The sequence below is a fragment of the Bradyrhizobium sp. 14AA genome, from assembly GCF_054185205.1.
Genome location: NZ_JAVAYM010000024.1, coordinates 24,055 through 48,360 on the forward strand (window position 1 = coordinate 24,055; position 24,306 = coordinate 48,360).

21 protein-coding genes are annotated in these 24,306 nt (G+C 65.4%); 19 read left to right on the forward strand and 2 right to left on the reverse strand.

The window, feature by feature from the left end:
• Nucleotides 1-14: 14 nt before the first annotated feature.
• Genes RAD15_RS33485 through RAD15_RS33505 form a run of 5 tightly spaced genes read left to right on the forward strand, consistent with a single transcriptional unit; the run spans nucleotide 15 to nucleotide 4,640 of the window.
• On the forward strand, nucleotides 15-794 hold the full coding sequence (locus RAD15_RS33485; protein WP_458182796.1) for an SDR family oxidoreductase: 780 nt from the start codon (nucleotides 15-17) through the stop codon (nucleotides 792-794).
• Nucleotides 795-801: 7 nt separating this feature from the next.
• Entirely contained in the window at nucleotides 802-1,947 is a 1,146-nt protein-coding gene (locus tag RAD15_RS33490) for a pyridoxal phosphate-dependent aminotransferase (protein ID WP_458182798.1), read from the forward strand.
• An 11-nt stretch (nucleotides 1,948-1,958) separates the two neighbouring features.
• Nucleotides 1,959-2,840 carry an alpha/beta fold hydrolase gene (locus RAD15_RS33495; RefSeq protein WP_458182800.1) on the forward strand — a complete coding sequence of 294 codons (882 nt, stop codon included), beginning with the start codon at nucleotides 1,959-1,961 and terminating at the stop codon, nucleotides 2,838-2,840.
• Nucleotides 2,841-2,847: 7 nt separating this feature from the next.
• Nucleotides 2,848-4,101 carry a Zn-dependent hydrolase gene (locus tag RAD15_RS33500; RefSeq protein ID WP_458182802.1) on the forward strand — a complete coding sequence of 418 codons (1,254 nt, stop codon included), beginning with the start codon at nucleotides 2,848-2,850 and terminating at the stop codon, nucleotides 4,099-4,101.
• Nucleotides 4,102-4,109: 8 nt separating this feature from the next.
• A complete protein-coding gene (locus RAD15_RS33505) occupies nucleotides 4,110-4,640 on the forward strand; it encodes a flavin reductase (protein ID WP_458182804.1) in 531 nt (176 codons plus the stop codon).
• 234 nt (nucleotides 4,641-4,874) lie between these two features.
• Here the strand turns inward: RAD15_RS33505 and RAD15_RS33510 are convergent, their stop codons facing one another.
• On the reverse strand, nucleotides 4,875-5,048 hold the full coding sequence (locus RAD15_RS33510; protein WP_458182806.1) for a hypothetical protein: 174 nt from the start codon (nucleotides 5,046-5,048) through the stop codon (nucleotides 4,875-4,877).
• Between the two features lie 166 nt (nucleotides 5,049-5,214).
• On the opposite strand from RAD15_RS33510, the gene RAD15_RS33515 reads away from it, so the two are divergent.
• From RAD15_RS33515 to RAD15_RS33535, 5 genes are all read left to right on the forward strand, one after another.
• Nucleotides 5,215-7,224, forward strand: coding sequence for a hydantoinase/oxoprolinase family protein (locus tag RAD15_RS33515; protein ID WP_458182808.1), 2,010 nt, complete (start codon nucleotides 5,215-5,217; stop codon nucleotides 7,222-7,224).
• On the forward strand, nucleotides 7,221-8,801 hold the full coding sequence (locus RAD15_RS33520; protein ID WP_458182809.1) for a hydantoinase B/oxoprolinase family protein: 1,581 nt from the start codon (nucleotides 7,221-7,223) through the stop codon (nucleotides 8,799-8,801). The genes RAD15_RS33515 and RAD15_RS33520 overlap by 4 nt, the downstream gene beginning before the upstream one ends.
• An 11-nt stretch (nucleotides 8,802-8,812) precedes the next feature.
• Nucleotides 8,813-10,108 (forward strand): aminotransferase class III-fold pyridoxal phosphate-dependent enzyme, encoded by a 1,296-nt coding sequence (locus tag RAD15_RS33525; protein WP_458182810.1) that lies wholly within the window; start codon nucleotides 8,813-8,815, stop codon nucleotides 10,106-10,108.
• Nucleotides 10,109-10,242: 134 nt separating this feature from the next.
• Nucleotides 10,243-11,175 (forward strand): N-carbamoyl-D-amino-acid hydrolase, encoded by a 933-nt coding sequence (locus RAD15_RS33530; protein WP_458182811.1) that lies wholly within the window; start codon nucleotides 10,243-10,245, stop codon nucleotides 11,173-11,175.
• Between the two features lie 5 nt (nucleotides 11,176-11,180).
• The gene (locus RAD15_RS33535; RefSeq protein WP_458182813.1) at nucleotides 11,181-11,840 is read left to right on the forward strand and encodes a flavin reductase family protein; all 660 of its coding nucleotides are present in this window, start codon (nucleotides 11,181-11,183) and stop codon (nucleotides 11,838-11,840) included.
• Here the strand turns inward: RAD15_RS33535 and RAD15_RS33540 are convergent.
• On the reverse strand, nucleotides 11,837-12,499 hold the full coding sequence (locus RAD15_RS33540; RefSeq protein WP_458182815.1) for an aspartate/glutamate racemase family protein: 663 nt from the start codon (nucleotides 12,497-12,499) through the stop codon (nucleotides 11,837-11,839). The genes RAD15_RS33535 and RAD15_RS33540 overlap by 4 nt on opposite strands.
• 56 nt (nucleotides 12,500-12,555) lie before the next feature.
• Here RAD15_RS33540 and hydA point away from each other — a divergent pair, with 56 nt between their 5' ends.
• The 9 genes from hydA to RAD15_RS33585 all read left to right on the forward strand — a co-directional run bounded on the left by hydA (nucleotide 12,556) and on the right by RAD15_RS33585 (nucleotide 24,302).
• Nucleotides 12,556-14,025 carry a dihydropyrimidinase gene (gene hydA / locus RAD15_RS33545; RefSeq protein WP_458182816.1) on the forward strand — a complete coding sequence of 490 codons (1,470 nt, stop codon included), beginning with the start codon at nucleotides 12,556-12,558 and terminating at the stop codon, nucleotides 14,023-14,025.
• A gap of 16 nt (nucleotides 14,026-14,041) precedes the next feature.
• On the forward strand, nucleotides 14,042-15,016 hold the full coding sequence (locus tag RAD15_RS33550; protein ID WP_458182818.1) for an NAD-dependent epimerase/dehydratase family protein: 975 nt from the start codon (nucleotides 14,042-14,044) through the stop codon (nucleotides 15,014-15,016).
• Nucleotide 15,017: 1 nt separating this feature from the next.
• A complete protein-coding gene (locus RAD15_RS33555; protein WP_458182820.1) occupies nucleotides 15,018-15,767 on the forward strand; it encodes an SDR family oxidoreductase in 750 nt (249 codons plus the stop codon).
• Nucleotides 15,764-17,200, forward strand: coding sequence for an NAD(P)-binding domain-containing protein (locus RAD15_RS33560; RefSeq protein ID WP_458182822.1), 1,437 nt, complete (start codon nucleotides 15,764-15,766; stop codon nucleotides 17,198-17,200). Before RAD15_RS33555 ends, RAD15_RS33560 begins: the two co-directional genes overlap by 4 nt.
• Nucleotides 17,201-17,318: 118 nt before the next feature.
• Nucleotides 17,319-18,938, forward strand: coding sequence for an ABC transporter substrate-binding protein (locus RAD15_RS33565; RefSeq protein ID WP_458182824.1), 1,620 nt, complete (start codon nucleotides 17,319-17,321; stop codon nucleotides 18,936-18,938).
• A 28-nt stretch (nucleotides 18,939-18,966) separates the two neighbouring features.
• Nucleotides 18,967-20,001: an ABC transporter permease gene (locus RAD15_RS33570; protein ID WP_458182826.1), complete on the forward strand. Its 1,035-nt coding sequence runs from the start codon at nucleotides 18,967-18,969 to the stop codon at nucleotides 19,999-20,001.
• Complete coding sequence (locus RAD15_RS33575) at nucleotides 19,998-20,846, forward strand: ABC transporter permease (protein WP_458182827.1); 849 nt, start codon at nucleotides 19,998-20,000, stop codon at nucleotides 20,844-20,846. The genes RAD15_RS33570 and RAD15_RS33575 overlap by 4 nt, the downstream gene beginning before the upstream one ends.
• Nucleotides 20,843-22,513 carry a nickel ABC transporter ATP-binding protein NikE gene (gene nikE, locus RAD15_RS33580; protein WP_458182829.1) on the forward strand — a complete coding sequence of 557 codons (1,671 nt, stop codon included), beginning with the start codon at nucleotides 20,843-20,845 and terminating at the stop codon, nucleotides 22,511-22,513. The genes RAD15_RS33575 and nikE overlap by 4 nt, the downstream gene beginning before the upstream one ends.
• A gap of 184 nt (nucleotides 22,514-22,697) precedes the next feature.
• On the forward strand, nucleotides 22,698-24,302 hold the full coding sequence (locus RAD15_RS33585; protein ID WP_458182831.1) for an ABC transporter substrate-binding protein: 1,605 nt from the start codon (nucleotides 22,698-22,700) through the stop codon (nucleotides 24,300-24,302).
• Nucleotides 24,303-24,306 lie beyond the last annotated feature (4 nt).

Here is a 24,306-nt window from a genome sequence, read left to right on the forward strand (position 1 = left end):
CCTGGAGACCCGGAGTGGACCTTAAGCTGACGAACAAGACCGCCCTGATCACCGGCGCGTCGAAAGGAATTGGACTGGCGGTGGCCGAACTCTTCGCCGCGGAAGGGTGTCACCTGCATCTGGCCGCCCGCAATGGCGAGGCCATGCTCCAGGCCAAGCGGGATCTGGAAGCCCGCTTTGGCGTGAAGATCACCATCCACGCGCTCGATTTGTCGAGCACGGCGGCGATGGAGGAGCTCGCGGCCGAGGTCGGCGACATCGACATCCTCATCAACAATGCCGGTGACATCCCGGCCGGCTCGCTGGAGATCCTCGACGACGCCGCCTGGCGGCGCGGCTTCGATCTCAAGGTGTTCGGCTACATCACGCTGTCGCGTCTTTATTATCCGCGGATGAAGGGTAAGGACGGCGTCATCATCAACATCATCGGCAATTCCGGTGAGAACTGGGACGCGAGCTACATCGCAGGCTCGACCGGTAACGCGGCGCTGATGTCCTTCACCAAGGCGCTCGGCGGCCGCAGCCTCGATCACGGCGTACGCGTCGTCGCGGTCAATCCGGGTCCGGTTGCCACCGATCGCATGCTCAAGATCATGAAGCGCAAGGCGATCGACATGCTCGGCGACGAAGGTCGCTGGGAGGAGCTGTTCGACAAATATCCAGGCAAGCGGCCGGCGACGTCGGAGGAGGTCGCCGATCTCGTTGCCTTCCTGTCCTCGCCGCGGTCCGGCTACATTACCGGCACCGTGGTGACGATCGACGGCGGCATCGCCGCGCGCGGCTCGGTAATCTGAGGCGTCGATGTCGAAGTCTCAATCGGCGGCGCTGGTCCGCAACCGCTATTTCGACGAGCTCTCGGCGACGCCGGGCCTCTACTGGCTCGGCCAGAACACCAACCACATCGAGAGCCATCCCGCCGTGCGCGAGGCGATGCTGCGCTCGATCGAGGCCGGCGAGTTCAATGCCTATGCCCCGCCGCTCGGCTTCGAGGCGCTGCGCGAGGCGATCGTCGCCGACCTCGGCACATCAGGCGCAGAGGCGCTGGTGACCGAGGGCGGCGTCAACGCGCTGGCGATGATCTGCCGTGCGCGCTGCAAGCCGGGGACCACGCTGGTGACGACCGATCCGACCTGGAAATGGCCGTGCCTGTTCGCGCGCCAGCAGGGAGCCGAGGTGATCGAGATCCCGATCTACGATCCCGCCTGCAACTACCGCCTGACGCCTGAAGCCTTGAAGGCGAATGTCGACGAGCGCACGGCGATCATCTATCTCGTCGATCCCAACAATCCGCTCGGCATCCGCTACACCCGCGAGGACATCGAGAGCTTTGCGGCGATCGCGCGCGATTGCGGTGCGCTGCTGGTGCACGACTGCACGTATCGCGACTTCGCCGATGGCCATACGCCGGCGCTTCACGTGGCCCCGAAAGGCTCGGTGGTCTCGACCAGCTTCTCCAAATGGCTCGGCCTTGCAGGCCTGCGGATCGGTGCCCTCGTCGCCGCGCCTGATCTGTTCGAGGAACTGGCACAGACCTCCACGAGCGTTCTCGGTGCGAGCGTCATCGCCCAGCGCGCCGCGCAGGCGGGGTTGTCGGTCAAGACCGAATGGATGAAGAAGGTCCGCAGCACCGACCGGGCCAACAAGGCGATGATCCAGGAGGCGGCTGGCGCTATCGAAGGGCTGGCGCTGCCGATCATGCCGTCGCACGGCAACTTCCTGGTGCTGGAGACCATCGCGGCGGGCATCCGCCCAGAGGCACTGGTCGAGTGCTATCGCCGCCAGGGCATCATGATCCGCCAGGGCACCTATCACACCCAGCGTTTCGGCGACCGCTTCGTCAAGATCAGCACCTCCGTGCCCCAAGCCTGGGTCGAAAAGCTCTGCACGCTGCTGCCGGAGATGGTCGCGCAGGCACGCACGCTCAACGACCTTCCGCCGCAATTCTAGGGACGATGCCGATGACGACGATCTCGACGAAGGATGGCGTGAAGCTCCATGTGGAAGAGGCGGGCGAGGGCACGCCGATCCTCTTCATCCATGAATTCGGCGGCAATCATGAAAGCTGGGAGCCGCAGCTGCGCTATTTCAGCCGGCGCCACCGCTGCATCACCTACGCCGCGCGCGGCTATCCGCCGTCGGACGTGCCTGACGACGTGGAGGACTATTCGCAGGCGATTGCCGCGGACGATGCGGTCGCCGTGCTCGACGCGCTCGAGATCGACAAGGCGCACATCGTCGGCCTCTCCATGGGCGGGTTCTGCACGGTGCATTTCGGCCTGCGCACGCCGCAGCGCGCGCTGTCGCTCACCGTGGCCGGTGCCGGCTACGGCTGCGAAAAAGAGTTCGAGGAGTATTTTCGCGGCGTCTCGCGCGAAGTCGCCGACAATTTCGAGCAGCAGGGCGCCAAGGAATTCTCGAAGATCTACGCGCTGGGCGCGAGCCGGGTGCAGTTCCAGAACAAGGATCCGCGCGGCTGGCGGGAATTTGCCGATCGCCTCGCCACCCATTCCGATCGCGGCGCCGCCAACACCATGCGCGGCGTCCAGGCGCGGCGGCCGTCCTTCTACGATCTCGAAGACGGTTTGAAAAAGATGATGGTGCCGACGCTGGTTATCGTCGGCGACGAGGACGATCACTGTCTCCAGCCCGGCATCTTCCTGAAGAAGACCATTCCCGCCTGCGGCCTCTCGGTGTTCCCCAAGACCGGTCACACGCTCAATCTCGAAGAGCCGGCGGCGTTCAACGCGCTGCTGGCCGAGTTCATCGCCCAGGTCGAGGCCGGACGCTGGTTGCCGCGCGACCCGCGCGCCCTGCCGGGCCAGATCATGCGCACGAAGTAGCGGATCAATGACAAGTCTGCCCCTGATCAACGCCGATCGGCTCTGGACCCGCTTGATGGCGCTCGCCGAGATCGGCGCGACGTCCGCCGGCGGGGTCAATCGCCAGGCGCTGAGCGAGGGCGAGATCGCCGCATGGCGCCGCGTCATCGGCTGGGCGCGTGAAGCGGGACTGACGCCGTCGACGGATGCTGCGGGCAATCTGTTCCTCACGCTGGCCGGCCGCGATCGCGCCGCACCGCCGCTCCTGCTCGGCAGCCATCTCGACAGCCAGCCGACCGGTGGGAAGTTCGACGGCGCGGCCGGCGTGATGGCGGCGCTCGAAGCCGCGGTCTCATTGGCCGGCCAAGGCGAGAAGCCCGCGCGCGACGTCATCGTCGTCGGCTGGATGAACGAGGAAGGCTCGCGCTTCGCACCGGGCATGATGGGCTCGGAGGCCTTCACCGGCGAGCGCGACATGGACGCGATCCGCGCCGCGCGTGATGCAGACGGCATCAGCGTCGGCGAAGCGCTCGAACGTCTCCATCAAGCCTTTCCCGACCTGCCGCACAGGCCGCTCGGCTTCGTCGTCAGCGCCTATCTCGAATTGCACATCGAGCAGGGACCGCTGCTCGAGGCCGCGGCTTGCACGATCGGGGTCGTCACCGGCATCCAGGGCAAGAAGACCTTTCAGGTGGTGATCGAGGGGGCCGAGGGCCACGCCGGCACGCTCGCGCAGCGGGAGCGCCGAGATGCGCTCGCGGCGTTTGCGCGGACAGCCAGCGCACTTCATGCCGAGATCGGCACCGTCGATGCCGACATCAAGTTCACCATCGGCCGGGTTACGGTCCTGCCGAACGCACCATCGGTGGTGCCTTCGCGCGTCAGCTTCAGCATCGATCTGCGCTATCCCGACAATGTGGTGCTCGATGCCGCGGGCGCGCGCATCATGGCCCTTTGCCGGGAGAACGCCGCGCCTTGCACGGTCACGGTGACGCCACTCGTCGATGCTCCGTCGAACGCCTTTGATCCACGCCTGCGGGCAAGCATCGCGGCGGCGGCGCGTGACCAAGGTCATGCTGCGATGGACATCCTCTCGGCCGCCGGTCACGACGCGCGCCATCTCGCCAAGGTCTGTCCGGCCGCGATGATCTTCATTCCGTGCCGCGACGGGGCTAGCCATGTCGAGCACGAATGGGCCGAACCCGATCATGTTGCGGCCGGAGCATCTGTGCTGGCACAGGTGCTGCGCGAGCTTGCGTTTGCGCCTGCCATCGAGCCGTGAGGACGACGATGCAGGACGTGGCCCCTCAGGACTACCGCGACGCGATGGCCTGCCTCGGTGCCGCGGTCAGCATTGTGGCGACGGACGGCAGTGCAGGCCGCGCCGGATTTGCCGCATCCGCGATTTGCAGCGTCACCGACGATCCGCCGACGCTTCTGGTCTGCATCAACCGCGCGTCCTCGGCCTATCCCAGTGTGACAGGCAACAAGGTGGTGTGCGTCAATGTGCTCTCGGCCCGGCACGAGCAGCTATCCCGCTTGTTCGGCGGCAGGGTGCCGGCCGAGGAACGGTTTGCCGGAGCCGCCTGGTCGACGCTTGAAACCGGCGCCCCGGTGCTCGCCGACTGTACCGCGGCGTTCGATTGCCGGATTGACGACGTCGTCAATGTCGGCACGCATGATGTGCTGTTCTGCCGGGTCGTGGCCCTGCAAAGGTCCGGCTGCACCGACAATCTGATCTATTTCGGCCGCGCCTATCACATGATCGGGGCGACCATTCCGGCCGAGGCTGAACCCGAATCCGCTTCTGGCCCATCCTGATGTAAGAGGCTGGGTTCGCAGTGCTGATGCCGAATGATCTGACCGTGTCCTTCGCCGTCACCGGCCTCATCTGGCGGCGTTGTTCACCGATGCAATGGAGCGCTTCCGCAATGCACCATCCCACCCGACTCGATCGTCTCTTACTGTTCGTACAATAAAGAGAGGCTGAGCCGACTGCCGTGCATAGCTCGTGGGCATCCGATGATCGCGCACTGCCGTCCGATCGCCTGCAAATTAGACAGGCGATTTGGAGCGCTCCGATTGCAGTGCAGCGGATGTCACGATTTGCGCCGGAAAATCCGTGGTGCGCTGCACTTCGCTCGCCTCGAACGATCCAACTTCACCTGCTTTCAACGCGGGCACCGCTGCACCAAAACGTGCAGCAGGTGCCGCGATGCGTGGCGTCACTCGCGACAACTCAGGCCCTATCCCGAGCCCATCGCTCTGTCGCACGCTCGAAGTAGGTGGCATGACAGGGGATGACGATGAGCACACCCGGTTTGGCATTGGACGTTGCGATCGACGGGAAGCACCCGGCGTCCGGTTCGGTCGTCACCCGTAGCTGCCCCCACACATGAGCGCTTTCGAACATCACTGGGAAGTCGGCACCGATATCGGCGGCACCTTCACCGACATCATCGCGATCCGGCGCGATTCTTCGGAGGCGCGGATTGCAAAGGTGCCGTCGCGCCCCGACGCGCCGGTTCAGGCCATGCTGGAGGCGATCGAGGCGGTTGGCTTGCGCAAGAGCGAGGTCAAGCGCTTCGTCCACGGCACCACGCGCGTCACCAACGCCATCGTCGAGGGCCGGCTGCCGAAGGTGGCTCTGGTCGCGACCTCAGGCTTTGCCGATGTTCTGGAGATCGCGCGCTATCGCCGCCGCGATCTCTACCGCCTCGATGTACCCCCGAAATCACCGCCTCTGGTGCCGCCCGAACGCTGTTTTGGGCTCACCGAGCGCCTCGATCACGAGGGCCGGGTGCTGAAGGCGCTTGATTACGCCGAGATCGAGCGTCTGGTGGCGTGGCTGAAGGAAACCGGCGTGCAGAGCGTCGCCGTGGCGTTGCTTCATGCCTATGCCAATCCCATCCATGAAAAAATGCTGGGAGAGCGCCTCAAGGGCGTCGTCGCCCATGTCTCGCTCTCGCACGAGGTCAATCCCGAGGCACGTGAATATGAGCGCACATCCGCGACCGTTTTCAACGCGGCCGCGATGCCGATCGCAGTGGAATATCTGAGCGAGCTGGAGCAGCGGCTGCCGATCGGTGCCGGCCTGCAGGTGTTCCATTCGGCCGGCGCCATGATCCCGATCTCAGCGGTGAAGCGGCGGCCGCTGGTGATGGCGATGTCGGGCCCGGCGGCCGGCGTCTCAGCCTCCGTCAGCATCGCGCGCCAGCTCGGCACCTCGCGCATGCTGACCTTCGACATGGGCGGCACCACGACCGACGTGTGCCTGATCGTCGACGGCCAGGCCGAGATGACCGACGGCCGCATGCTCGGCGACAAGCCGCTACGCCAGCCCATGCTGGCGGTTCATTCCATCGGCGCGGGCGGCGGATCGATCGTGCGCAACGGCCCCGGCGGCCTCACCGTCGGGCCGGAGAGCGCCGGTTCCGAGCCGGGGCCGGCCTGCTACGGCCGCGGCGGCACGGAGCCGACCATCACCGACGCCAATGCCGTGCTCGGCTATCTCAATCCCGACACCAAACTCGGCGATCGGATCGGCATCGACATCAAGACCGCCGCTGATGTCATCGCGCCGATCGCGCGCGCCCTGGGCCTCAGCTTGACCGAAACCGCACTCGGAATCATCAAGGTCGCCAACGCAACCATGGCCCGCGCGCTCCGCCGCGTCACCGTCGAGCGTGGCATCGACGGACGCGACTGCACGCTGCTGGCCTTCGGTGGCGGCGGCCCGATGCACGCCGCAGGCCTTGCCGATCTCTACGGCATCGCAGAGGTCGTCGTGCCCAGCGCATCGAGCGCGTTCTCTGCGCTGGGTTGTCTCACCGCCGATTTCAGCTTTCTCCAGCAGCAGACTTTTCGCGCCGGCCTCGACGGCATTGATATCGCCCGCGTGTCTGAACGGATCGGGACGCTGATCGACGATGCCTCGGTGCCGCTGATCGCCAACTCTGTTGCGAAGGCGGAGATCCAGGTCGAGCTAGTCGCGCTGATGCGTTACGCCGCGCAGAACGATGCCATTCCGGTGCCATTCACGTTGCCGCTGGATGTGGCGCGGCTGAGGACCGACTTTTTGGCGCGACACAACGAGCTGTTCGGCTACGCGACCAGCGAGCCCTGCGTCATCGAATCCGTGCGTGTCCAGGCGCGCCGTCCGTCGACCACTGTCGTGAGCCGCCCCTCGACGGCGGTGAGGGCGGTCTCCAGCAGCAAGCGCATCTGCTCGTTCGACGGCTTCCACGAGATCGCAACCGCCATCATCGACCGCGCCTCGCTGACCGAGACCGTCAGCGGCCCAGCCATCATCGAAGACGCGTGGTCGACCGTGGTCGTGCCGCCAGACTGGCAGGTGAGGCCAGACGTATCAGGCAATCTGTTCCTGACGCGGAGGGCGGCATGAAGCTCGATCCGTTCGTCGTCGAGGTCATCAGGCACGGCCTCTCGGCTGCGGCCGAGGAGATGAGCCTGGTGATGACGCGCTCGGCGCGCTCGCCGCTGCTGCGCGAGGCCGGCGACCTGTCGTCCGCAATCACCGACGGCCATGGCGGTCTGGTCGGGCAGGGCCGCGACATCCCGATCCACCTCGGCGCGATGGCCTACACCATCCCTGAATTGCTCAAGGTCATGCCGCGCGACAGCCTGAACGACGGCGACGTGGTGATCTACAATGTCGGCGCGCTCGGCGGCAATCATCTCAACGACGTCAAGGTCGTGCGGCCTGTCTTCGTCGATGGCGAAATCGTGGCCTTCGCGGTCAGCCTCGCGCACTGGCCTGACATCGGCGGCACCTGGCCCGGCAGCTATTTTGCGAAGGCCATCGACACATTCCAGGAGGCCATGCGAATTCCGCCGGTGCTGATCGCGACCGCGGCCGGCGTCAACACGCCGATCGTGCAACTGCTCAAGGCCAATGTTCGCGACCCTGAATCCTGCGAGGGCGATCTGCTCGCCCAGATCGCAGCGACCAAGGCCGGCGAGAAGCGTATCGTCGACCTCTGCCGCGAGCACGGCAAGGCCGTGTTCACGGCGACGCAGTCGCGCCTGCATGAGCTCTCGGAAATCGAGATGCGCGAAGCCATCCGCGCGCTGCCGGACGGCGTCTACGAGGGTGAGGATCATCTCGACGACGGCAGCGCGAACAATGCGCCTGCGCGCATCCACGTCAAGATCACCATCGCGGGCGACGAGGCGACCTTCGATCTCTCCGGAAGCTGCGACCGCGTCTCCAATTTCTGCAACACGACGCCGTTCATGGCGCGCTCGGCGGTCGCTTATGCCGCGCGCATCATGAGCGGGCGCGACATGCACCAGAACGCGGGCGCGCTCCGGCCTCTCACCATCATCACGCGCCCGGGCTCGATCCTGGAGCCGGGCTGGATGGCTTCCGTGGCTGCCGGCAACCACGAGACCTCCATGCGCATCGTCGATGCGATCTTTCGCGCGATGCAGGACACCATTCCCGAGCGCCTGTCGGCCGGTGGCGCGACCACCGCGGGCGTGCTGTTCTTTGCCGAGCCGCGGCCAAACGGGTCGTGGAAGATGCTCTACGAGGTCCACGCTGGCGGCGAGGGCGCGCGGCACGACCGGGCCGGCATCTCGGCGGCTCGGGTGCATCTGTCCAACACCTCGAACACGCCGGTCGAGGTGATCGAAGCGAACTACGCGATCCATATCGAGCAGCAGGCCATTCGCCGGCAGTCCGGCGGCGCGGGTGCGCATCGCGGCGGTGACGGCTCGGTTCGCACCTATCGCATCCTCGCACCGTCGATGCATCTGACCACCTGCATCGAACGCATGGTGATAGCGCCCTGGGGCATGCAGGGCGGCGAAGCCGGCAAGGCCTGCCGCATCTCGCTTGTCAGGCAGGGCGCGAACGTCGCGATCGACGGCAAATCAAACCTGGTGTTGCAGCAAGACGATCTCGTCACGATTGAGATGTGCGGCGGCGGCGGCTTCGGCGCCGCGGCGGCTGAGTGAGGGGATTTGCGATGAGCAGATTGTTGCGAACCGGGCTGAACGCGGGCGATGCCGCGCCCATGGCCGTGGTGGGCGGCGAGGGCGTCTATTTTCATCTGTCCGACGGCCGCAAGCTGATCGACGGCAGCAACACCGGCGGCGGTCTCGGACATCGTCACCCCGCGATGGTTGAGGCGATCCGCCGCGCGGCCGATACGCCTGTCGTCAACGAAGGCTGGACCTGGGTCGGCCGCGAGCAGGCCGCCGACGATCTGATGGCCACCGCGTTCAAGGGGGAAGAGGATTGGGTCGGCGCGGTGCGTTTCTGCATCAGCGGCAGCGAGGCCAACGACATGGCGCTGTCGCTCTGTCAGGCGCTGACGCAGCGCTCCGCATTGGCAACACGCGAGCGCGCCTATCACGGCATCACCGGCCTGTCGCGCAGCATGACGGTGCAGCCGCAATGGCACGGCGGCCTTGCGGTGCACGCGGGTGGCTCGAAGCTGCCGGCGCCGATGGCGCCGGTGCGGATCCTGCCCGCGCCTCGTGGTGCGATTTATGGCGCACCGGCCGAGAATACCCCGTCCAGCGAATATCTGGCGGATGCGACGCGCCTGCTCGCCGACACGGCGGCGACGATCATCGACTATACGCAAGGCGGCATCTATTACGACGGCGCCTATCAGGACGAGGTCGCGCGCTGCGCCCGGCAGGCCGGCTCGTACTGGATCGCGGACGAGGTCGTCACCGGCGCGGGCCGCGCGGGGCGCTGGTTTGCGTTTCAAGGCGCGCAAAGCCGCCCCGACATCGTGACGCTTGGCAAGTCGCTCGGCGGCGGCGCCGCCGCTGTCGCTGCGGTCGTGGTGTCGAAAGACATCGTCGAGCGGCTCAAGGGCACGAGCTGGCAGAATTACGGCACCCTGCGCGGCCATCCGATCAGCATGGCGGCCGTCAGCGCCTACCTGAAGGTCGTCAGCGAAGAGAACATTCTGGACCACGTGCAAAAGCTCGAAAAGCTGTTTACCCGCCGGCTGCTCGCGATCGCGCAGAAGCATCCGAGCGTGCAGCGTGTGGCTGGGCAGGGGCTGCACTGGACGGTGGAGCTCCACGGCCCCGACTGGCGCACCTGGCATGCTGACACCACGGAGGTGCCGATCGCTTCGCGCGTGGCGGAGCGGGCGCTGGAAGCCGGCGCGGTGATCGGAACCAGCGGCGAGCAGACCTCGCTGTTCCTGGCGCCGCCGCTGGTGATCTCCGAGCGCGAAGCCACGCTGCTGCTGGATGCGCTCGACCACGGCCTCGATGTCGCCGACAAGGAGCATGCATGAGCGTGCGGATCGTTCCATGCACACCATGCCGATCCCGTTCGGCTGGAAATTCCGGGTCGCGCCGCGTTATGCTGGGCGCGCCGGCACGTCGTTGAAATCAAAGTTTCGTCCAAGGGATCACCAGGAATTCTCAGATGCGTATCGTCACTGTTGCCGCCGCCCAGATGGGCCCGATCCAGAAAGCCGACAGCCGAGAGGCCGTGGTCGAGCGCATGATCGCGCTGATGGACGAAGCCAAGGCCAGAGGCGCCGATTTGATCGTCTATCCGGAGCTTGCGCTGACGACATTCTTTCCGCGCTGGTACGCGGAGGACAGGGCCGAGTTCGACACCTGGTTCGAGCGTGAAATGCCGAGCGCCGCGACGAGGCCGCTGTTCGAACGCGCGGCGCAGCACCAGATGGCGATGAATTTCGGCTATGCGGAGCTGACGCCGGACGGCCATCACTTCAACACGGCGATTCTGACCGACAAGTCCGGCAAGATCGTCGGTAAATACCGCAAGGTCCATTTGCCCGGCCATGTGGAGTACGACACCAAGCGTTCGCATCAGCATCTGGAGAAACGCTATTTCGAGCCGGGCGATCTCGGCTTCAACGTCTGGCGCGAGCTCGGCGGCATCATCGGCATGGCTATCTGCAACGATCGGCGCTGGCCCGAGACCTATCGCGTCATGGGCCTGCAGGGTGTCGAGATGGTGCTGATCGGCTACAACACGCCGTCGGTGAACGCGGAGAAGAGCGAGGAGGGTGTCGAGAAGCGCCTGTTTCACAATCGCCTCTCGGTGCAGGCTGGCGCCTATCAGAACGCGACCTGGGTGGTCGCGGTGGCCAAGGCCGGCGTCGAGGACGGGCACCCGCTGTTCGGCGGCAGCCTGATCGTCGATCCCAATGGCGAGATCGTCGCCGAGGCCAAGACTGATGGTGACGAGGTGCTGGTTCACCCCTGCGATCTCGACGCCACGACGTTCGGCAAGACCACGATCTTCGATTTCGCCCGGCATCGCCGCATCGAGCATTACGGCCTGATCACCAGCCAGACCGGCGCGGTACCGCCGCCGGAGAAGTGACAACGATGGCGGACAAAGGCATCTCCCTGCGTGATCTCGATCCGCGCGATCGCTACAAGCTGCTCTGCGGCGTGGTCGTGCCGCGGCCGATCGCGCTGGTAACGACGCTGGACGAGAACGGCGCGGTCAATGCTGCGCCGTTCAGCTTCTTCAACGTGTTCTCGGAAAACCCCGCGCTGATCGTGCTCGGGCTCCAGCACAAGCCGGATCACTCGCCGAAGGACACGACCCGCAACATCCATCGCGACGGCGAGTTCGTGGTGCACATGGTGGACGAGGCGCTATCGGGCGCGATGAACGACTGCGCGGTCGATTTCCCCTCCGGCGACAGCGAGGTTGCCGCGGCCGGTTTGGCGACGCTCCCTTCGATCGACGTGAAAGTGCCGCGGCTCGCTGCTGCGCCCTTTGCGCTGGAATGCCGCCGCCATGTCGTACTGAACTTCTCTCCGGATCGCGAGCTCTTGGTCGGCGAGGTGCTCAGAATTCATGCCCGCGAGGGCCTCGTGGATGAGGCCAACATGTATGTCGATCTCGACGCCTACCGGCCGATCGGCCGCATGTTCGGCAATCTCTACACGACGCAGCGGGACACGTTCGCACTGACGCGCGAGAGCCATGCGCAATGGCTCGCACGCCAAGACTCAAAAGAACTGAAGGACGCCTAGTGAGCCGAGAACTGCACGGTACCGAGCGCCATGGTGACGGCCGCCTGTGTCGGGTCGATCACGGCAATGCCGAGCGCGTCTTCGAGCGGTCGGCGATGGCGCGCCATGCCGGCACAGCCCATCACGATGGCGCGGGCGCCGTCCTCGTCGCGCAGCGCGCGGCCGATCTCGATCATCTTGGCGAGCGTGCCTTCGCCCGAGGCGGTCTCCGCAACGCTCATGTTGAGCGGCCGCTCGCCGGCGAGGCGATCGGTCAGTCCCATCTGCCTGAGATAGCGCATGTGGCGCGGGATCGAGCGCTGGGCAATCGCGATGACGCCAAAGGTCTCGGCGCGGGCCAGCGCCGTCAGCACGCCGCACTCGGCAATGCCGAACACGGGCCGGTCCGTTCCTTCGCGGCAGACCTGCAGCCCGGGATCGCTGTAGCAGGCGATGACGAAGGCGGCAAAACTGTTGTCGCCTTCAACCAGCCGGCGCAGCGGCATCGCGACGCTGTCGACATCGGCTTGGCTTTCAATCCCGAACGGACCCTCCGCCAGCGTCTGGCAGACCAATTCCGGCCCGCCCTCGAAACCGAGCGGCTTCAACGCGTCCTCCAGCCCTTGCGTGACCGCGGGGTTGGAGTTCGGATTGATGACGAGAATGCGCGGCCGGGACATGCTGGTCTTCCTGCGAATTTACGATGTCGTGCCTTAAGCCTATCACGGAGTGCCTCATGACTGAACCCGCCTACGACCTGATCATCCGCGGTGGCCGCGTCGCCACCACGACCGATGTGTTCGAGGCCGATGTCGCCATATCAGGCGAGACCATCGCGGCCATCGGCCGCGGGCTCCCGGCGGCCAAGCGCGAGATCGACGCGCGCGGCAAGCTGGTGCTGCCCGGCGGCGTCGACAGCCACGCCCATATCGAGCAGCTGTCGGCCGCCGGCATCATGAACGCCGACACGTTCGAGAGTGCGACGGTTTCCGCGGCCTTTGGTGGCACGACCACGGTGATCCCGTTCGCGGCCCAGCATGTCGGCATGAAGCTGCCGCAGGTGGTGGAGGATTATCACACGCTGGCGAAGAAGGGCGCGGTGATCGACTATGCCTTCCACATGATCATTGCGGACGCGACCAAGGAGACGGTCGAGGAGCATATCCCGGCATTGGTGAAGCAGGGGCATGCCTCGATCAAGATCTTCATGACCTATGACCGGCTCAAGGTCGACGACGAGCCGCTGCTCGACATCCTGCTCGCCGCGCGCCAGTCCGGCGCGATGTTGTGCGCCCATGCCGAAAATCACGGCATCATCGCCTGGATGGTGAAGCGCCTGCTTGCGCGCGGCTACACCATGCCGAAATACCACGCCGTCAGCCACGCCCGCGTCTCGGAGGCGGAAGCCTTCACCCGGCTGATCGGCATGGCGGCGCTGATCGACCAGCCGATCATGATCTTCCACGTCTCGACAGCCGAAGGCGCCAAGGTGATCCGCGACTCGCGTGGGCAGGGGCTCAAGATTTTTGCCGAGACCTGTCCGCAATACCTGTTCCTGACCGCGAACGATCTCGACAAGCCCGGCGCGGAGGGCGCCAAGTGGATGTGCAGCCCGCCGCCGCGCACGCATGCCGATCAGGAGGCGCTCTGGCAGGCGCTCTCGCTCGGGGATCTCCAGACCATCTCGTCGGATCACGCGCCGTATCGCTATGACGAGACCGGCAAGCTGCGCGCCGGCTCCAATCCGAACTTCAAGCAGGTCGCCAACGGCCTGCCGGGACTGGAGCTGCGATTGCCGCTGCTGTTCGACGCGATGGTGTCTAAGGGACGGCTGGGCCTCGAAAAATTCGTCGAGCTGACCGCGACGGCGCCTGCAAAGATCTACAATCTGCATCCGCGCAAGGGCTCGATCGCGGTCGGCGCCGATGCCGATATCGCGATCTGGGATCCCAACCGCGAGACCGTGATCGCCGACGAGATGATGCACGACCTTGCCGGCTACACGCCGTTCGCGGGCCGCAAGCTGAAGGGCTGGCCGGTATCGGTGCTCTCGCGCGGCCGCGTGATCATCGACGGCGACAAGTGTCTCGCGAGCGCCGGCAGCGGAAAATTCCTGGCGCGCAGCGGCGGCGAGGCTGCAAAGCCGACCGGCCGGCTGGTCGCGGATATGGATCCGGAACGGAATTTCGGGGCAAAACTGCTGTGATGGTGGACCGCGCGCGATGAGGATCGTCATCTTCGGCGGCACAGGCTTTGTCGGCCTCAACCTCGCAGAGGTGCTGCTCGCGCGCGGCCATGAGGTGACGCTGTATGACCGCGCGCCGCTGCCGCCGGCTGCGCAGCGATCGCTGGCCGATTATCGCGAGCGGCTCAAGGTCGTTCAGGGCGACATCACCGACGCGGAAGGCATCGACGCCCTCATTGGCGGGGGCTGCGATGCGATCGTGCTCGGCGCGGCGGTTACGGCCGGTGAAGAGCTAGAGCGGGTTTCGACTGCGCGCGTTCTCGAGATCAACGTAATGGCGCAGATCCCGATCCTGCTCTCCGCGATCCGCCATGGTGTGCGCCGCGTCGTCAATCTGTCGTCGGCATCGGCTTACGGCGCTGCGGGCGCGCGGGTCGAGATTCTGGACGAAGACACACCCTGCGATCCCGTTTCGTTCTATGCCATCAGCAAGTTCACGTCGGAACGATCGGTCGCACGGCATGCCGAGCTCTTCGGCGGCGATTTCCTGAGCGTGCGACTGAGCGCGGTGTTCGGTCCGTGGGAACGGGCCAGTTCGGTACGGGACACGCCGAGTCTCCAGCTTCAGATTCTGGCAGCGTTCGCGCGCGGCGAACCGGCTCTTCTCCCTGCAGCAGGCATCAAGGACTGGACCTATGCTCCCGACGCCGCCGAAGCCGTCGCCGTGCTGATCGAAGCCGAGCGGCCGCGCCACCGGCTCTACAACGTCTCCGGCGGCGCGGCCTGGTCCGCGCTGCAATGGGGCGAGGCTTTTGCGGCTTTGCATCCCGGACTGCAATGCCGGCTGGCCGCGCCTGGAGAAAGAACCTTCATCAAGCTCTACGGCGGGGATCGTGCGCCGCTGTCGATCAAGCGAATGGCGGACGAATTCGGCTGGCGCGCCCGGTTTGGCTACGCGGAGTCTGCGGCTGCGATGAGCAACTGGTGGACCCAGCACAGGGAGGGGAGCTGACATGCGGCTGCAGGGGCGCACGGCCATCATCACCGGCGCGGGCTCGGGTATCGGCCAGGCCAGTGCAAAGCTGTTCGCAGAGGAGGGCGCGCGACTTGCTCTGGTTGATCGCGATGCTGCGGGTCTTCAGCAAACGTTGAGCCTCGTGAGCGAGGCAACAACGCATGTCGGCGACGTCGGCGATGCCGCGTTCGCCGAAGCTGTTGTCGGCGACGTCGTGGCGCGATATGGCCGGCTCGATATCCTCATGACCGCGGCCGGTTTCTCCTGCGGCGGCACGGTGCTGACCACGAGTCCGGACGACTGGGACGCGGTGTTCCGCGCCAATGTCGGCGGCACCTGGCTGTGGGCGCGGGCCGCAGTGCCTCACATGCAGCGGCAGAACAGCGGATCGATCATCACGCTGGCGTCACAGCTTGCGATGGCCGGCGGCAAGGGCAACAGCGCCTACATCGCCGCCAAGGGCGCCATCGTCAGCCTGACGCGGACGATGGCGGTGGATTTCGCCACCGACGGCATCCGCGTCAACGCGATCGCGCCCGGCGCGATCGACACGCCGATGCTTCGCCGCAGCTTTGCCCGTCACGCCAATTCGGACGAGGTGCGCGAGGCCTCGCGCAACCGCCACGCCATGAAGCGGTTCGGCCAAGCAGACGAGATCGCGCAGGCCGCGCTGCATCTTGCCAGTGATGCGTCCTCGTTCACGACCGGCACGGTGATGGTGGTCGACGGAGGTTGGCTCGCGGCATGAATGATGCGCTGACAGAGCTCGAAGCGGGCATTCGCGCCGATCTCGCCAGGATCGCGCATCCCGGCGCCGCGTGGCTCGAACCGAAGACCGGCCCCGACGGCAAGCCTGCGCTCGATGTTCTCATCGTCGGCGCCGGCCAGTCCGGCGTCGCCATCGGCTTCGGCCTGATGCGCTCGCGCGTCAGCAACATCCTGCTGCTCGACAAGGCCGCGGAGGGGAAGGAGGGGCCGTGGCTCACCTATGCCCGCATGCCGACGCTGCGCAGCCCGAAGGATTATACGGGACCGGACCTCGATATTCCGAGCCTGACCTACCAGTCCTGGCATGAGGCCCGTTTCGGCAAGGAGAGCTGGCAGGAGCTTGGCCTGATCGAGCGCGCCCATTGGGCCGAGTACCTGCTGTGGCTGCGGCGCACGATCGGCTTGCCCGTGCGCAACGCTTGCGAGCTTCTGGAAATTGCGCCAGTGGCGGACGGCCTGCTCGCCGCGCGCGTGAAACGGGCCGATGCCATTGAGACGCTCTACGCCCGCAAGATCGTGCTGGCGACCGGGCAGGAGGGCATGGGCGACTGGATGATTCCGGGGCAGCTAGCGCATCTGCCGGCGAGCTCGGTCGCAACCGTCGCAGACGACATCGATTTCGAAAGCCTGCGCGGCAAGCGCGTCGCCGTGATCGGCGCGGGCGCCTCCGCCTTCGACAATGCGGCGACCGCGCTGGAGGCCGGAGCGGCGGAAGTGCATCTGCTCTGCCGCCGGACGCAGATCCAGGTGATCCAGCCCTATCGCTGGCTGACCTTCCGCGGCTTCCTGCGCCATCTCAGCGATCTCGACGATGCCTGGCGCTGGCGTTTCATGCGCAAGATTCTCGAAATGCGCGAAGGGTTTCCGCAACCGACCTACGACCGCTGCGCGCGCCACGCCAATTTCAAATTGCACGAGGGCGCGCCGATCGAAGCCGCGCGTAAGACCGGCAACGGCGTTGAGTTGCAGACGCCGCGCGGCGTCATCACGGCGGATTTCGTCATCTGCGGCACCGGCATCGACATGAACTTTGCCGGGCGCGGCGAACTGCGCGCATTTGCCGGCAACATCGCAACCTGGGCCGATCGCTACCAGCCGCCTGCGGGCGAGCGCAACGCCCGGCTCGGCCGCTTTCCCTATCTCGCCGACGACTACGCCTTCACCGAGCGCGTGCCGGGCGAGACGCCGTGGATCTCCGACATCCATCTTTTCGCCATCGCCTCCACCATGAGTTTTGGCCCGTCGGGATCGTCGATCAACGCGATGACGACTGCCGTGCCAAAGCTGGTCCACGGTCTGACGCGCGGCCTGTTCCGCGCCGATGTCGCGCGGCACTGGGCCTCGCTCAGCGCCTACGACGTGCCTCAGGCGGTGGTCGTGCGGCCGGTGCGAAACATGGGGGAAACGCTGTGATCATTCATGCGCCGCCGCGACGAAGCGACATCAAAAGCGCACCATGAGACTGGCGCGCAACTTGCTTGTTTCTTAACCTGCCTTGCTGGCATTCTTGTCGAAATTCAGGGAAAAACGAATGCGTTTTGTGTCTTTCAGGCCGGCGTCCTGCGTGTTCGCCGCCACTGCGCTTCTGCTTGTCGCCACCGCGGCTTCGCAGGCGCAAACCAGGGCTGAGACCTTGCGCTACGTCACCGGCGCATCGGTCAACACGCTCGATCCCAACATCCCCGGTTCGACCCGCGAGTCCTTTGCGCTGAGCATGAGCACATATGACCGGCTCGTGGCGTTCGGCCGCAAGCAACTCAACGGCAAATGGGTGTTCGATCTCGACAAGATCACGGGCGAGCTCGCCGAATCCTACGACGTCAGCCCCGACGGGCTGAAGCTCACGTTCCGCCTGCGCAAGGATGCAAAATTCCAGGACGGCTCGCCGGTCACGGCCGAGGACGTCAAATGGTCGCTCGATCGCTGCGTCACGGCGCCGATCCTCGGCAAGGCACAGCTTCTGACGGGATCCCTGACCTCCGCCGATCAGTTCAAGGTGATCGATCCCCTCACGATCGAGGTGACGCTGCCGAAACCCGACAAGCTCGCGCTGCCCAATCTCGCCACTGTTTACCCGATGATCATCAACTCGAAATTGGCAAAAGAGCATGCCACCGCGGATGATCCCTGGGCCACCGCCTGGCTGAAGGAGCACACCGCCGGCAGCGGCGCCTATGTGGTCGAGACCTTCAAGCCGGGCGAGCAGGTGATCGTCAAGCGCAACGAGGACTGGAATCGCGGGTCGCCCGACAAGCCCGCCTTCTTCAAGCGCGTCATCGTGCAGTCGGTGCCGGAGCCTGCGACCCGCGCCAATCTGGTCGAGCGCGGCGACGCCGATCTCGTGGTCGATCTCCAGGCCAGCGACGTGCAGTCGCTCGAGGCCAAGGGCAAGCTCAAGGTGATCTCGACGCCGCAATACAATTCGATCACCTTCGTCTCGATGAACAACCAGATCCCGCCCTTCGACAACGTCAACGTCCGCCGCGCCGTCGCCTTCGCGCTGCCGTATGACGACATGTTCAAGGCCGCTCTGTTCGGCCGCGGCGCGCCGCTGTTCGGCGCGACCTGGCCCGACGGCAAGCCGCTGAACGGCATCTATCCGTTCCAGGCGCCGGTGAAGATCGATCTCGACAAGGCCAGGGAATATCTCAAGGCGGCGGGCCTGCCTGAGGGATTCTCGACCACCTTCAGCTTCAATGTCGGGCAGGCCTCGACGGCTGAGCCGATGGCGGCTCTCGTGAAGGAATCTCTCGGCAAGATCGGGATCAAGGTCGACATCCAGAAGCTGCCGGATGCGCAGATGTCGACGCAGATCAACGAGAAGAAGCTGCCCTTCTTCACCGAGGGCATCGTCGCCTGGCTGCCGTCGACGGACTATTTCTACCGCAACTTCTACACCGGCAATCAGCGCTGGAATTACAGCTCGATCAACAATCCCGAGCTGGCTGCGATCGCGCAGGAGGCGCGCTTCGAGCCGGACAAGGCCAAGTACGAGGAGGACGGCCGCAAGCTCAATGCCATCCATTTCAGCGAGATGCCGCAGATTCCGCTGTGGCAGCCGAACCAGGATGCGGTGATGGCGTCGTCGATCGAAGGCTACACCTACGAGTTCCACCGCCAGGTCGACTATCGCGACGTCAGCCGCAAGTGATGCCGGCAAACGAGAGAGGCTCCGAAAGGTGACGACCGGTCTTGGCGCAACGATGGTGCGGGCGGGCAGGCGGCTGTTGTCGTCGCTGCCGGCGCTGTTCGGAGTGCTGGTCTTCACCTTTCTCCTGATGCGCGTCCTGCCGGGCGACCCCGCGGTGTTCTTCGCCTCGGGGCCCAATGCCGGCAAGGAGGAGATCGAGCAGATCCGCAAGCAGATGGGGCTCAACAAATCGGTGCCGGAGCAGCTTGTGTTCTATCTCTCCGACATCGGCCACGGCAATCTCGGCCGCTCCATGATGACGGGACAGCCGGTGCTGAAGGATTTGCGCGAGCGACTGCCGGCCTCGCTCGAGCTCACCTTCACGGCGCTGTTGATCGCGCTGATCGCGGCCGTTCCACTCGGCGTCATCGCGGCCTTGAGGCCGGGGTCGATCATCGATCACGGGGTACGGTTGTTCTGCGCGCTCGGCGTCTGCGTGCCGACCTTCGTTTCGGGCCTGCTGCTGATCTACGTCTTCTACTATCTGCTTGGCCTCGCGCCCGATCCCACGGGCCGGATCGACGTCTTCACCTCGCTGCCGCCGCAGCGCTCCGGATTCCTGTCGATCGATTTCCTGCTCGCCGGAGACTTTGAGGGCTGGTGGGCGGCCTGCAAGCAGTTGATCCTGCCGGCCGTGAGCATGGCCCTGTTCGTCATCGCGCCGCTGGCGCGGATCACGCGCGCCTCGATGCTGGTGTCGCTCGGCAGCGATTTCGTGCGCACCGCGCGCTCGGTCGGATTGTCCTGGCACAAGGTCGTCGTCACTTATGCCCTGAGGAACGCGATCCTGCCCGTCATCACCATCGCCGGCATCGTGTTCTCGACCATGCTGGGCGCCAACGTGCTGGTGGAGAAGGTGTTCTCCTGGCCGGGCGTCGCGTCCTACGCGCTCGATGCGCTTTTATCCTCCGACTACGCGCCGGTGCAGGGTTTCGTGCTGCTGATGGCGAGCCTGTTCGTGCTGGTCAATCTCGTCGTCGACATCTGCTACGGCATCGCCGATCCCAGGGTGTCGATCGAATGACCAGTGCCACCTTCCGCCACTCGGTCTGGATCCTGCGCGGCAATCCGCTGACGGCCGTTGCCGCGACCGGCGTCCTCCTGTTCGTCCTGGTCGCGATCTTTGGACCGTGGATCGTTCCTTATGATCCCGTGGTCTCGAACGTCTCCGAAGCGCTGCTGCCCCCGAGCGCGGCGCATATCGCCGGCACGGATCAGCTCGGCCGCGACGTCTTCAGCCGCCTCGTTATCGCGGCGCGGCTGGATCTGGCCATTGCGATCTCCGCGGTCGGCATCTCCTTCGTGATCGGAGCCGTCGTCGGTTCCTTCTGCGGCTATGCCGGCGGCAGGCTGGATCGCGCGGTCGGCCGTTTCGTCGACGTCATGATGGCTTTTCCGCTGTTCGTGCTGGCGATGGCTATGGTCGCCGCATTGGGAAACCGGATCGAGAACATCGTGATCGCGACCGCGATCATCAATCTGCCGTTCTACATCCGCTTTGCGCGCGCCGAGGTCAATGTCAGGCGGAACGTCGGCTGGGTGGAAGCGGCGCGGGCCTGCGGCGAGAGCCATTTCTCGGTGGTGCTGCGCTTCCTGCTGCCGAACATCCTGCCGGCGATGGCGGTGCAGATCTCGCTCAATCTCGGCTGGGCGATTTTGAACGCGGCCGGCCTGTCCTTCATCGGTCTCGGCGTCAAGCCGCCGACGCCGGAATGGGGCATCATGGTCGCCGAGGGTGCCCGCTTCATCTCGACCGGCCGGTGGTGGCTGGTGGCCTTTCCGGGCCTTGCGCTGATGATGGCCGTGCTGTGTTTCAATCTCCTCGGTGACGGGATGCGGGACATTCTCGATCCCCGCATGCGCACATGAGCGAGGACCTGCTCAGGATCGATGACCTCCACGTGTCGTTCTCGACGCGTCGCGGCGTGGTCGAGGCGGTGCGTGGCGTCACGCTCGCCGTCGGAGCCGGCGAGATGCTCGGCCTCGTCGGCGAGAGCGGCTCGGGAAAATCGGTCACTGGATTTGCAACGACACGGCTGCTCGATGCCGCCGGCCGCGTCGTCGGCGGCAAGATCCTGTTTCGCGGGCAGGACGTGACGAAGCTCAGGGGTGACGATCTCCGTCATCTCCAGGGCGCCGCGATGTCGATGATCTTCCAGAACCCGCGGGCCGCGCTCAATCCGATCCGCGCCATCGGCCTCCAGATCGCGGATGCGATCCTCACCCACAAGCGGATGTCGAAGGACGACGCGCGCGCCGAGGCACTGGAATTGCTGCGTGCCGTCCAGATCCGCGACCCCGAGACGCGGATGAACGCCTATCCGCACGAGCTCTCCGGCGGCATGTGCCAGCGGGTCATGATCGCGATCGCGATTTCCTGCAATCCCGCGCTTCTGATTGCCGACGAACCGACCACCGGCCTCGACGTCACCACGCAGAAGGTGGTGATGGATCTTCTGGCGGACATTGCCGCCGCGCGCGGCATGGCTACGATTCTGATCACGCACGATCTCGGGCTCGCCGCACGCTATTGCCGTCGCATCGCAGTGATGGAGCGCGGACGCATCGTAGAGGAGGCAAGTCCCAGGACACTCTTCAGCGCGCCGCAGCATGCCTATACGAAGCGCCTCGTTGCGGCATCGCCGACCGCGACCTCCCGGATCGAGGATCTCGTGACGGAGGAGGAGCGGGAGCGTTACACGGCCGTTCTCGGCAAGCCCCGACCGGAGCTCGCGCATGGAACGCCGCCGCTGCTGGAAGTGCGGAAGCTTGCGAAACGTTTCGATCAGGGTTCTGCGGCTGTCGCCGACTTCTCGATGACGATGGCCGGCGGCGAGAGTGTCGGGCTGGTCGGCGAGTCCGGCTCGGGCAAGAGCACGACGTCGCGCATGATCTGCCGCCTGATCGACCCGAGCGATGGCGAGATCGTGTTCGACGGAACGTCGATCGGCCACGTGGCCGCGCGCGATTTTCACCGCTCGCCCTTGCGCAAAGACATCCAGATGGTGTTCCAGGACCCGAACGAGAGCCTCAATCCGCGCTTCACCGCCTTCGACTGCATCGCCCATCCCCTGATGCGGCTCGACGGCATGCGTGCGGGCGAGGCGTTGCGGCAACGGGTGGAGGAATGCGCGGAGCGCGTGGGACTGCCGCTGGACCTGTTGCCGCGCTTTCCGCACCAGCTCTCCGGCGGCCAGAAGGCGCGCGTGGGAATTGCGCGCGCCATCGCTTGTCGGCCGCGGCTGCTGGTGCTGGATGAGCCGACCGCTGCGCTCGACGTCTCGGTGCAGGCGGTTGTGCTGCAACTGCTCGATCGCCTGCGGCGCGAGAACGACATCGCGCTGCTGTTCGTCAGCCACGATCTCAACGTGGTGCGCATGCTCTGCGACCGCACCATTGTGCTCCGCAACGGCGGCATTGTGGAGCAGGGCGAAAGCCGGGCGCTGTTCGATAATCCGAAGACCGACTACACGCGCAGATTGGTCGAGGCGATCCCGCACATCGAGACCGGGTCGACGATGGCGGCGGCTCTTTGAGGTCTTGGACAAGTCAAGTTGGGCGAGTCAACTTGCGTAAGTCAACTTGCGCTAGCCGAAAAGTCGATGAGATCCCACTGGTGAAGGCGCGGTTAGTGGCATACCATTTGCACGCCAATGGGCTTCGGTTTCACTGCTCTTGGCCAATGATTGGCCGGCATCACGGCATTACTGGGAGGACTTCATGGATCGCAGGACCGTATTGAAGGGACTGGCTGGCGCGGGCGGCCTGGCATTGACGGGTGGCCTAGCGGCCCCCGCGCTGTCGCAAGGCGCATCGGCCCGCACCCTGCGCTTCGTGCCGCAGGCCAATCTCGCCAATTTCGATCCGATCTGGGGCACGCAATATGTCGTGCGCAATGCCGCCGCGCTGGTCTGGGACACGCTCTACGGCGTCGATTCCTCGCTTCAGCCGCAGCGGCAGATGGTCGAGTCCGAGGAAGTGACCGACGACGGCACCACCTGGACGTTCAAGCTGCGGCCGGGGCTCAAGTTCCATGACGGCGAGCCGGTGCTCAGCAAGGACGTCGTGGCGAGCCTCAACCGCTGGGCCGCGCGCGATCCCATGGGCTTGATGCTCAAGGCGAACCAGCAAGAGCTCACGGCTGTCGACGACCGCACCTTCAAATGGGTGCTGAAGCAGCCGTTCCCGAAAATGCTTTATGCGCTTGCCAAGAACAATTCGCCTTGCGCCTTCATCATGCCGGAGCGCATTGCGCAGACCGACCCATTCAAGCAGATCTCGGATTATGTCGGCTCGGGGCCGATGAAGTTCGCCAAGGGCGAATGGGTCCCCGGCGCGAAGGCCGTGTTCGAGAAATTCTCCGACTATGTGCCGCGGCAGGAGAAGGCGTCGTGGCTCGCCGGCGGCAAGCAGATGCTGATCGACCGCGTCGAATGGATCATCATGCCGGACCCGGCGACCGCTGCGGCCGCTTTGCAGAACGGCGAGATCGACTGGTGGGAGAACCCGATCGCGGACCTCGTCCCGGTCCTGAAGAAGAACAAGAACATCAGCGTCGATATCGGCGATCCGCTCGGCAATGTCGGTTCGTTCCGCATGAACTTCCTGTACCCGCCGTTCAATGACGTGCGGGCGCGACGCGCGGTTCTGATGGCGCTCAACCAGGAAGACTACATGCGCGCGATCGTCGGCGACGACAATTCATTGTGGAAGCCGCTGCCCGGCTTCTTCACGCCGGATACGCCGCTCTACACCGAAACGGGTGGCGAAATCCTCAAGGGCAAGCGCGATCTCGACGCGGCCAAGAAGCTGCTCGCCGAGAGCGGCTATTCCGGCCAGCCGGTGACGTGCCTTGTCGCGCAGGATCAGCCGATCACCAAGGCAATGGGCGACGTAACCGCGGACCTCCTCAAGAAGCTCGGCATGAATGTCGACTTCGTCGCGACCGATTGGGGCACGGTCGGCTCCCGCCGCGCGCAGAAGACGCCGCCAGGTCAGGGCGGCTGGAACATGTTCCACACCTGGCATGCAGGTTCGGACTGCATCAATCCGGCGCCCTACACCGCCATTCGCGCCAACGGCGACAAGGCCTGGTTCGGCTGGCCGAACAGCCCCGGCACCGAAAAGGAAGTTACGGCCTGGTTCGAGGCCAAGGGCCTCGACGAGGAGAAGGCCGCCATCGGCCGCCTCAACAAGGCGGCGATGGATGACGTCGTCTACGCGCCGACCGGATTCTTCCTGAGCTACACGGCCTGGCGCAAGAACGTCTCCGGCATCACCAAGGGGCCGCTGCCGTTCTTCTGGGGCGTGTCGAAATCCGCATGATCGC

Bases quoted from the DNA above. Each gene is read 5' to 3' on its own strand.
- RAD15_RS33550 (WP_458182818.1), top strand. From the start codon at position 14,042: ATGAGGATCGTCATCTTCGGCGGCACAGGCTTTGTCGGCCTCAACCTC.
- RAD15_RS33565 (WP_458182824.1), top strand. From the start codon at position 17,319: ATGCGTTTTGTGTCTTTCAGGCCGGCGTCCTGCGTGTTCGCCGCCACT.
- RAD15_RS33560 (WP_458182822.1), top strand. From the start codon at position 15,764: ATGAATGATGCGCTGACAGAGCTCGAAGCGGGCATTCGCGCCGATCTC.
- RAD15_RS33490 (WP_458182798.1), top strand. From the start codon at position 802: ATGTCGAAGTCTCAATCGGCGGCGCTGGTCCGCAACCGCTATTTCGAC.
- RAD15_RS33540 (WP_458182815.1), bottom strand. From the start codon at position 12,499: ATGTCCCGGCCGCGCATTCTCGTCATCAATCCGAACTCCAACCCCGCG.
- RAD15_RS33515 (WP_458182808.1), top strand. From the start codon at position 5,215: ATGAGCGCTTTCGAACATCACTGGGAAGTCGGCACCGATATCGGCGGC.
- RAD15_RS33555 (WP_458182820.1), top strand. From the start codon at position 15,018: ATGCGGCTGCAGGGGCGCACGGCCATCATCACCGGCGCGGGCTCGGGT.
- RAD15_RS33505 (WP_458182804.1), top strand. From the start codon at position 4,110: ATGCAGGACGTGGCCCCTCAGGACTACCGCGACGCGATGGCCTGCCTC.
- RAD15_RS33500 (WP_458182802.1), top strand. From the start codon at position 2,848: ATGACAAGTCTGCCCCTGATCAACGCCGATCGGCTCTGGACCCGCTTG.
- RAD15_RS33525 (WP_458182810.1), top strand. From the start codon at position 8,813: ATGAGCAGATTGTTGCGAACCGGGCTGAACGCGGGCGATGCCGCGCCC.
- RAD15_RS33520 (WP_458182809.1), top strand. From the start codon at position 7,221: ATGAAGCTCGATCCGTTCGTCGTCGAGGTCATCAGGCACGGCCTCTCG.
- RAD15_RS33535 (WP_458182813.1), top strand. From the start codon at position 11,181: ATGGCGGACAAAGGCATCTCCCTGCGTGATCTCGATCCGCGCGATCGC.
- hydA (WP_458182816.1), top strand. From the start codon at position 12,556: ATGACTGAACCCGCCTACGACCTGATCATCCGCGGTGGCCGCGTCGCC.
- RAD15_RS33585 (WP_458182831.1), top strand. From the start codon at position 22,698: ATGGATCGCAGGACCGTATTGAAGGGACTGGCTGGCGCGGGCGGCCTG.
- RAD15_RS33495 (WP_458182800.1), top strand. From the start codon at position 1,959: ATGACGACGATCTCGACGAAGGATGGCGTGAAGCTCCATGTGGAAGAG.
- RAD15_RS33575 (WP_458182827.1), top strand. From the start codon at position 19,998: ATGACCAGTGCCACCTTCCGCCACTCGGTCTGGATCCTGCGCGGCAAT.
- RAD15_RS33530 (WP_458182811.1), top strand. From the start codon at position 10,243: ATGCGTATCGTCACTGTTGCCGCCGCCCAGATGGGCCCGATCCAGAAA.
- nikE (WP_458182829.1), top strand. From the start codon at position 20,843: ATGAGCGAGGACCTGCTCAGGATCGATGACCTCCACGTGTCGTTCTCG.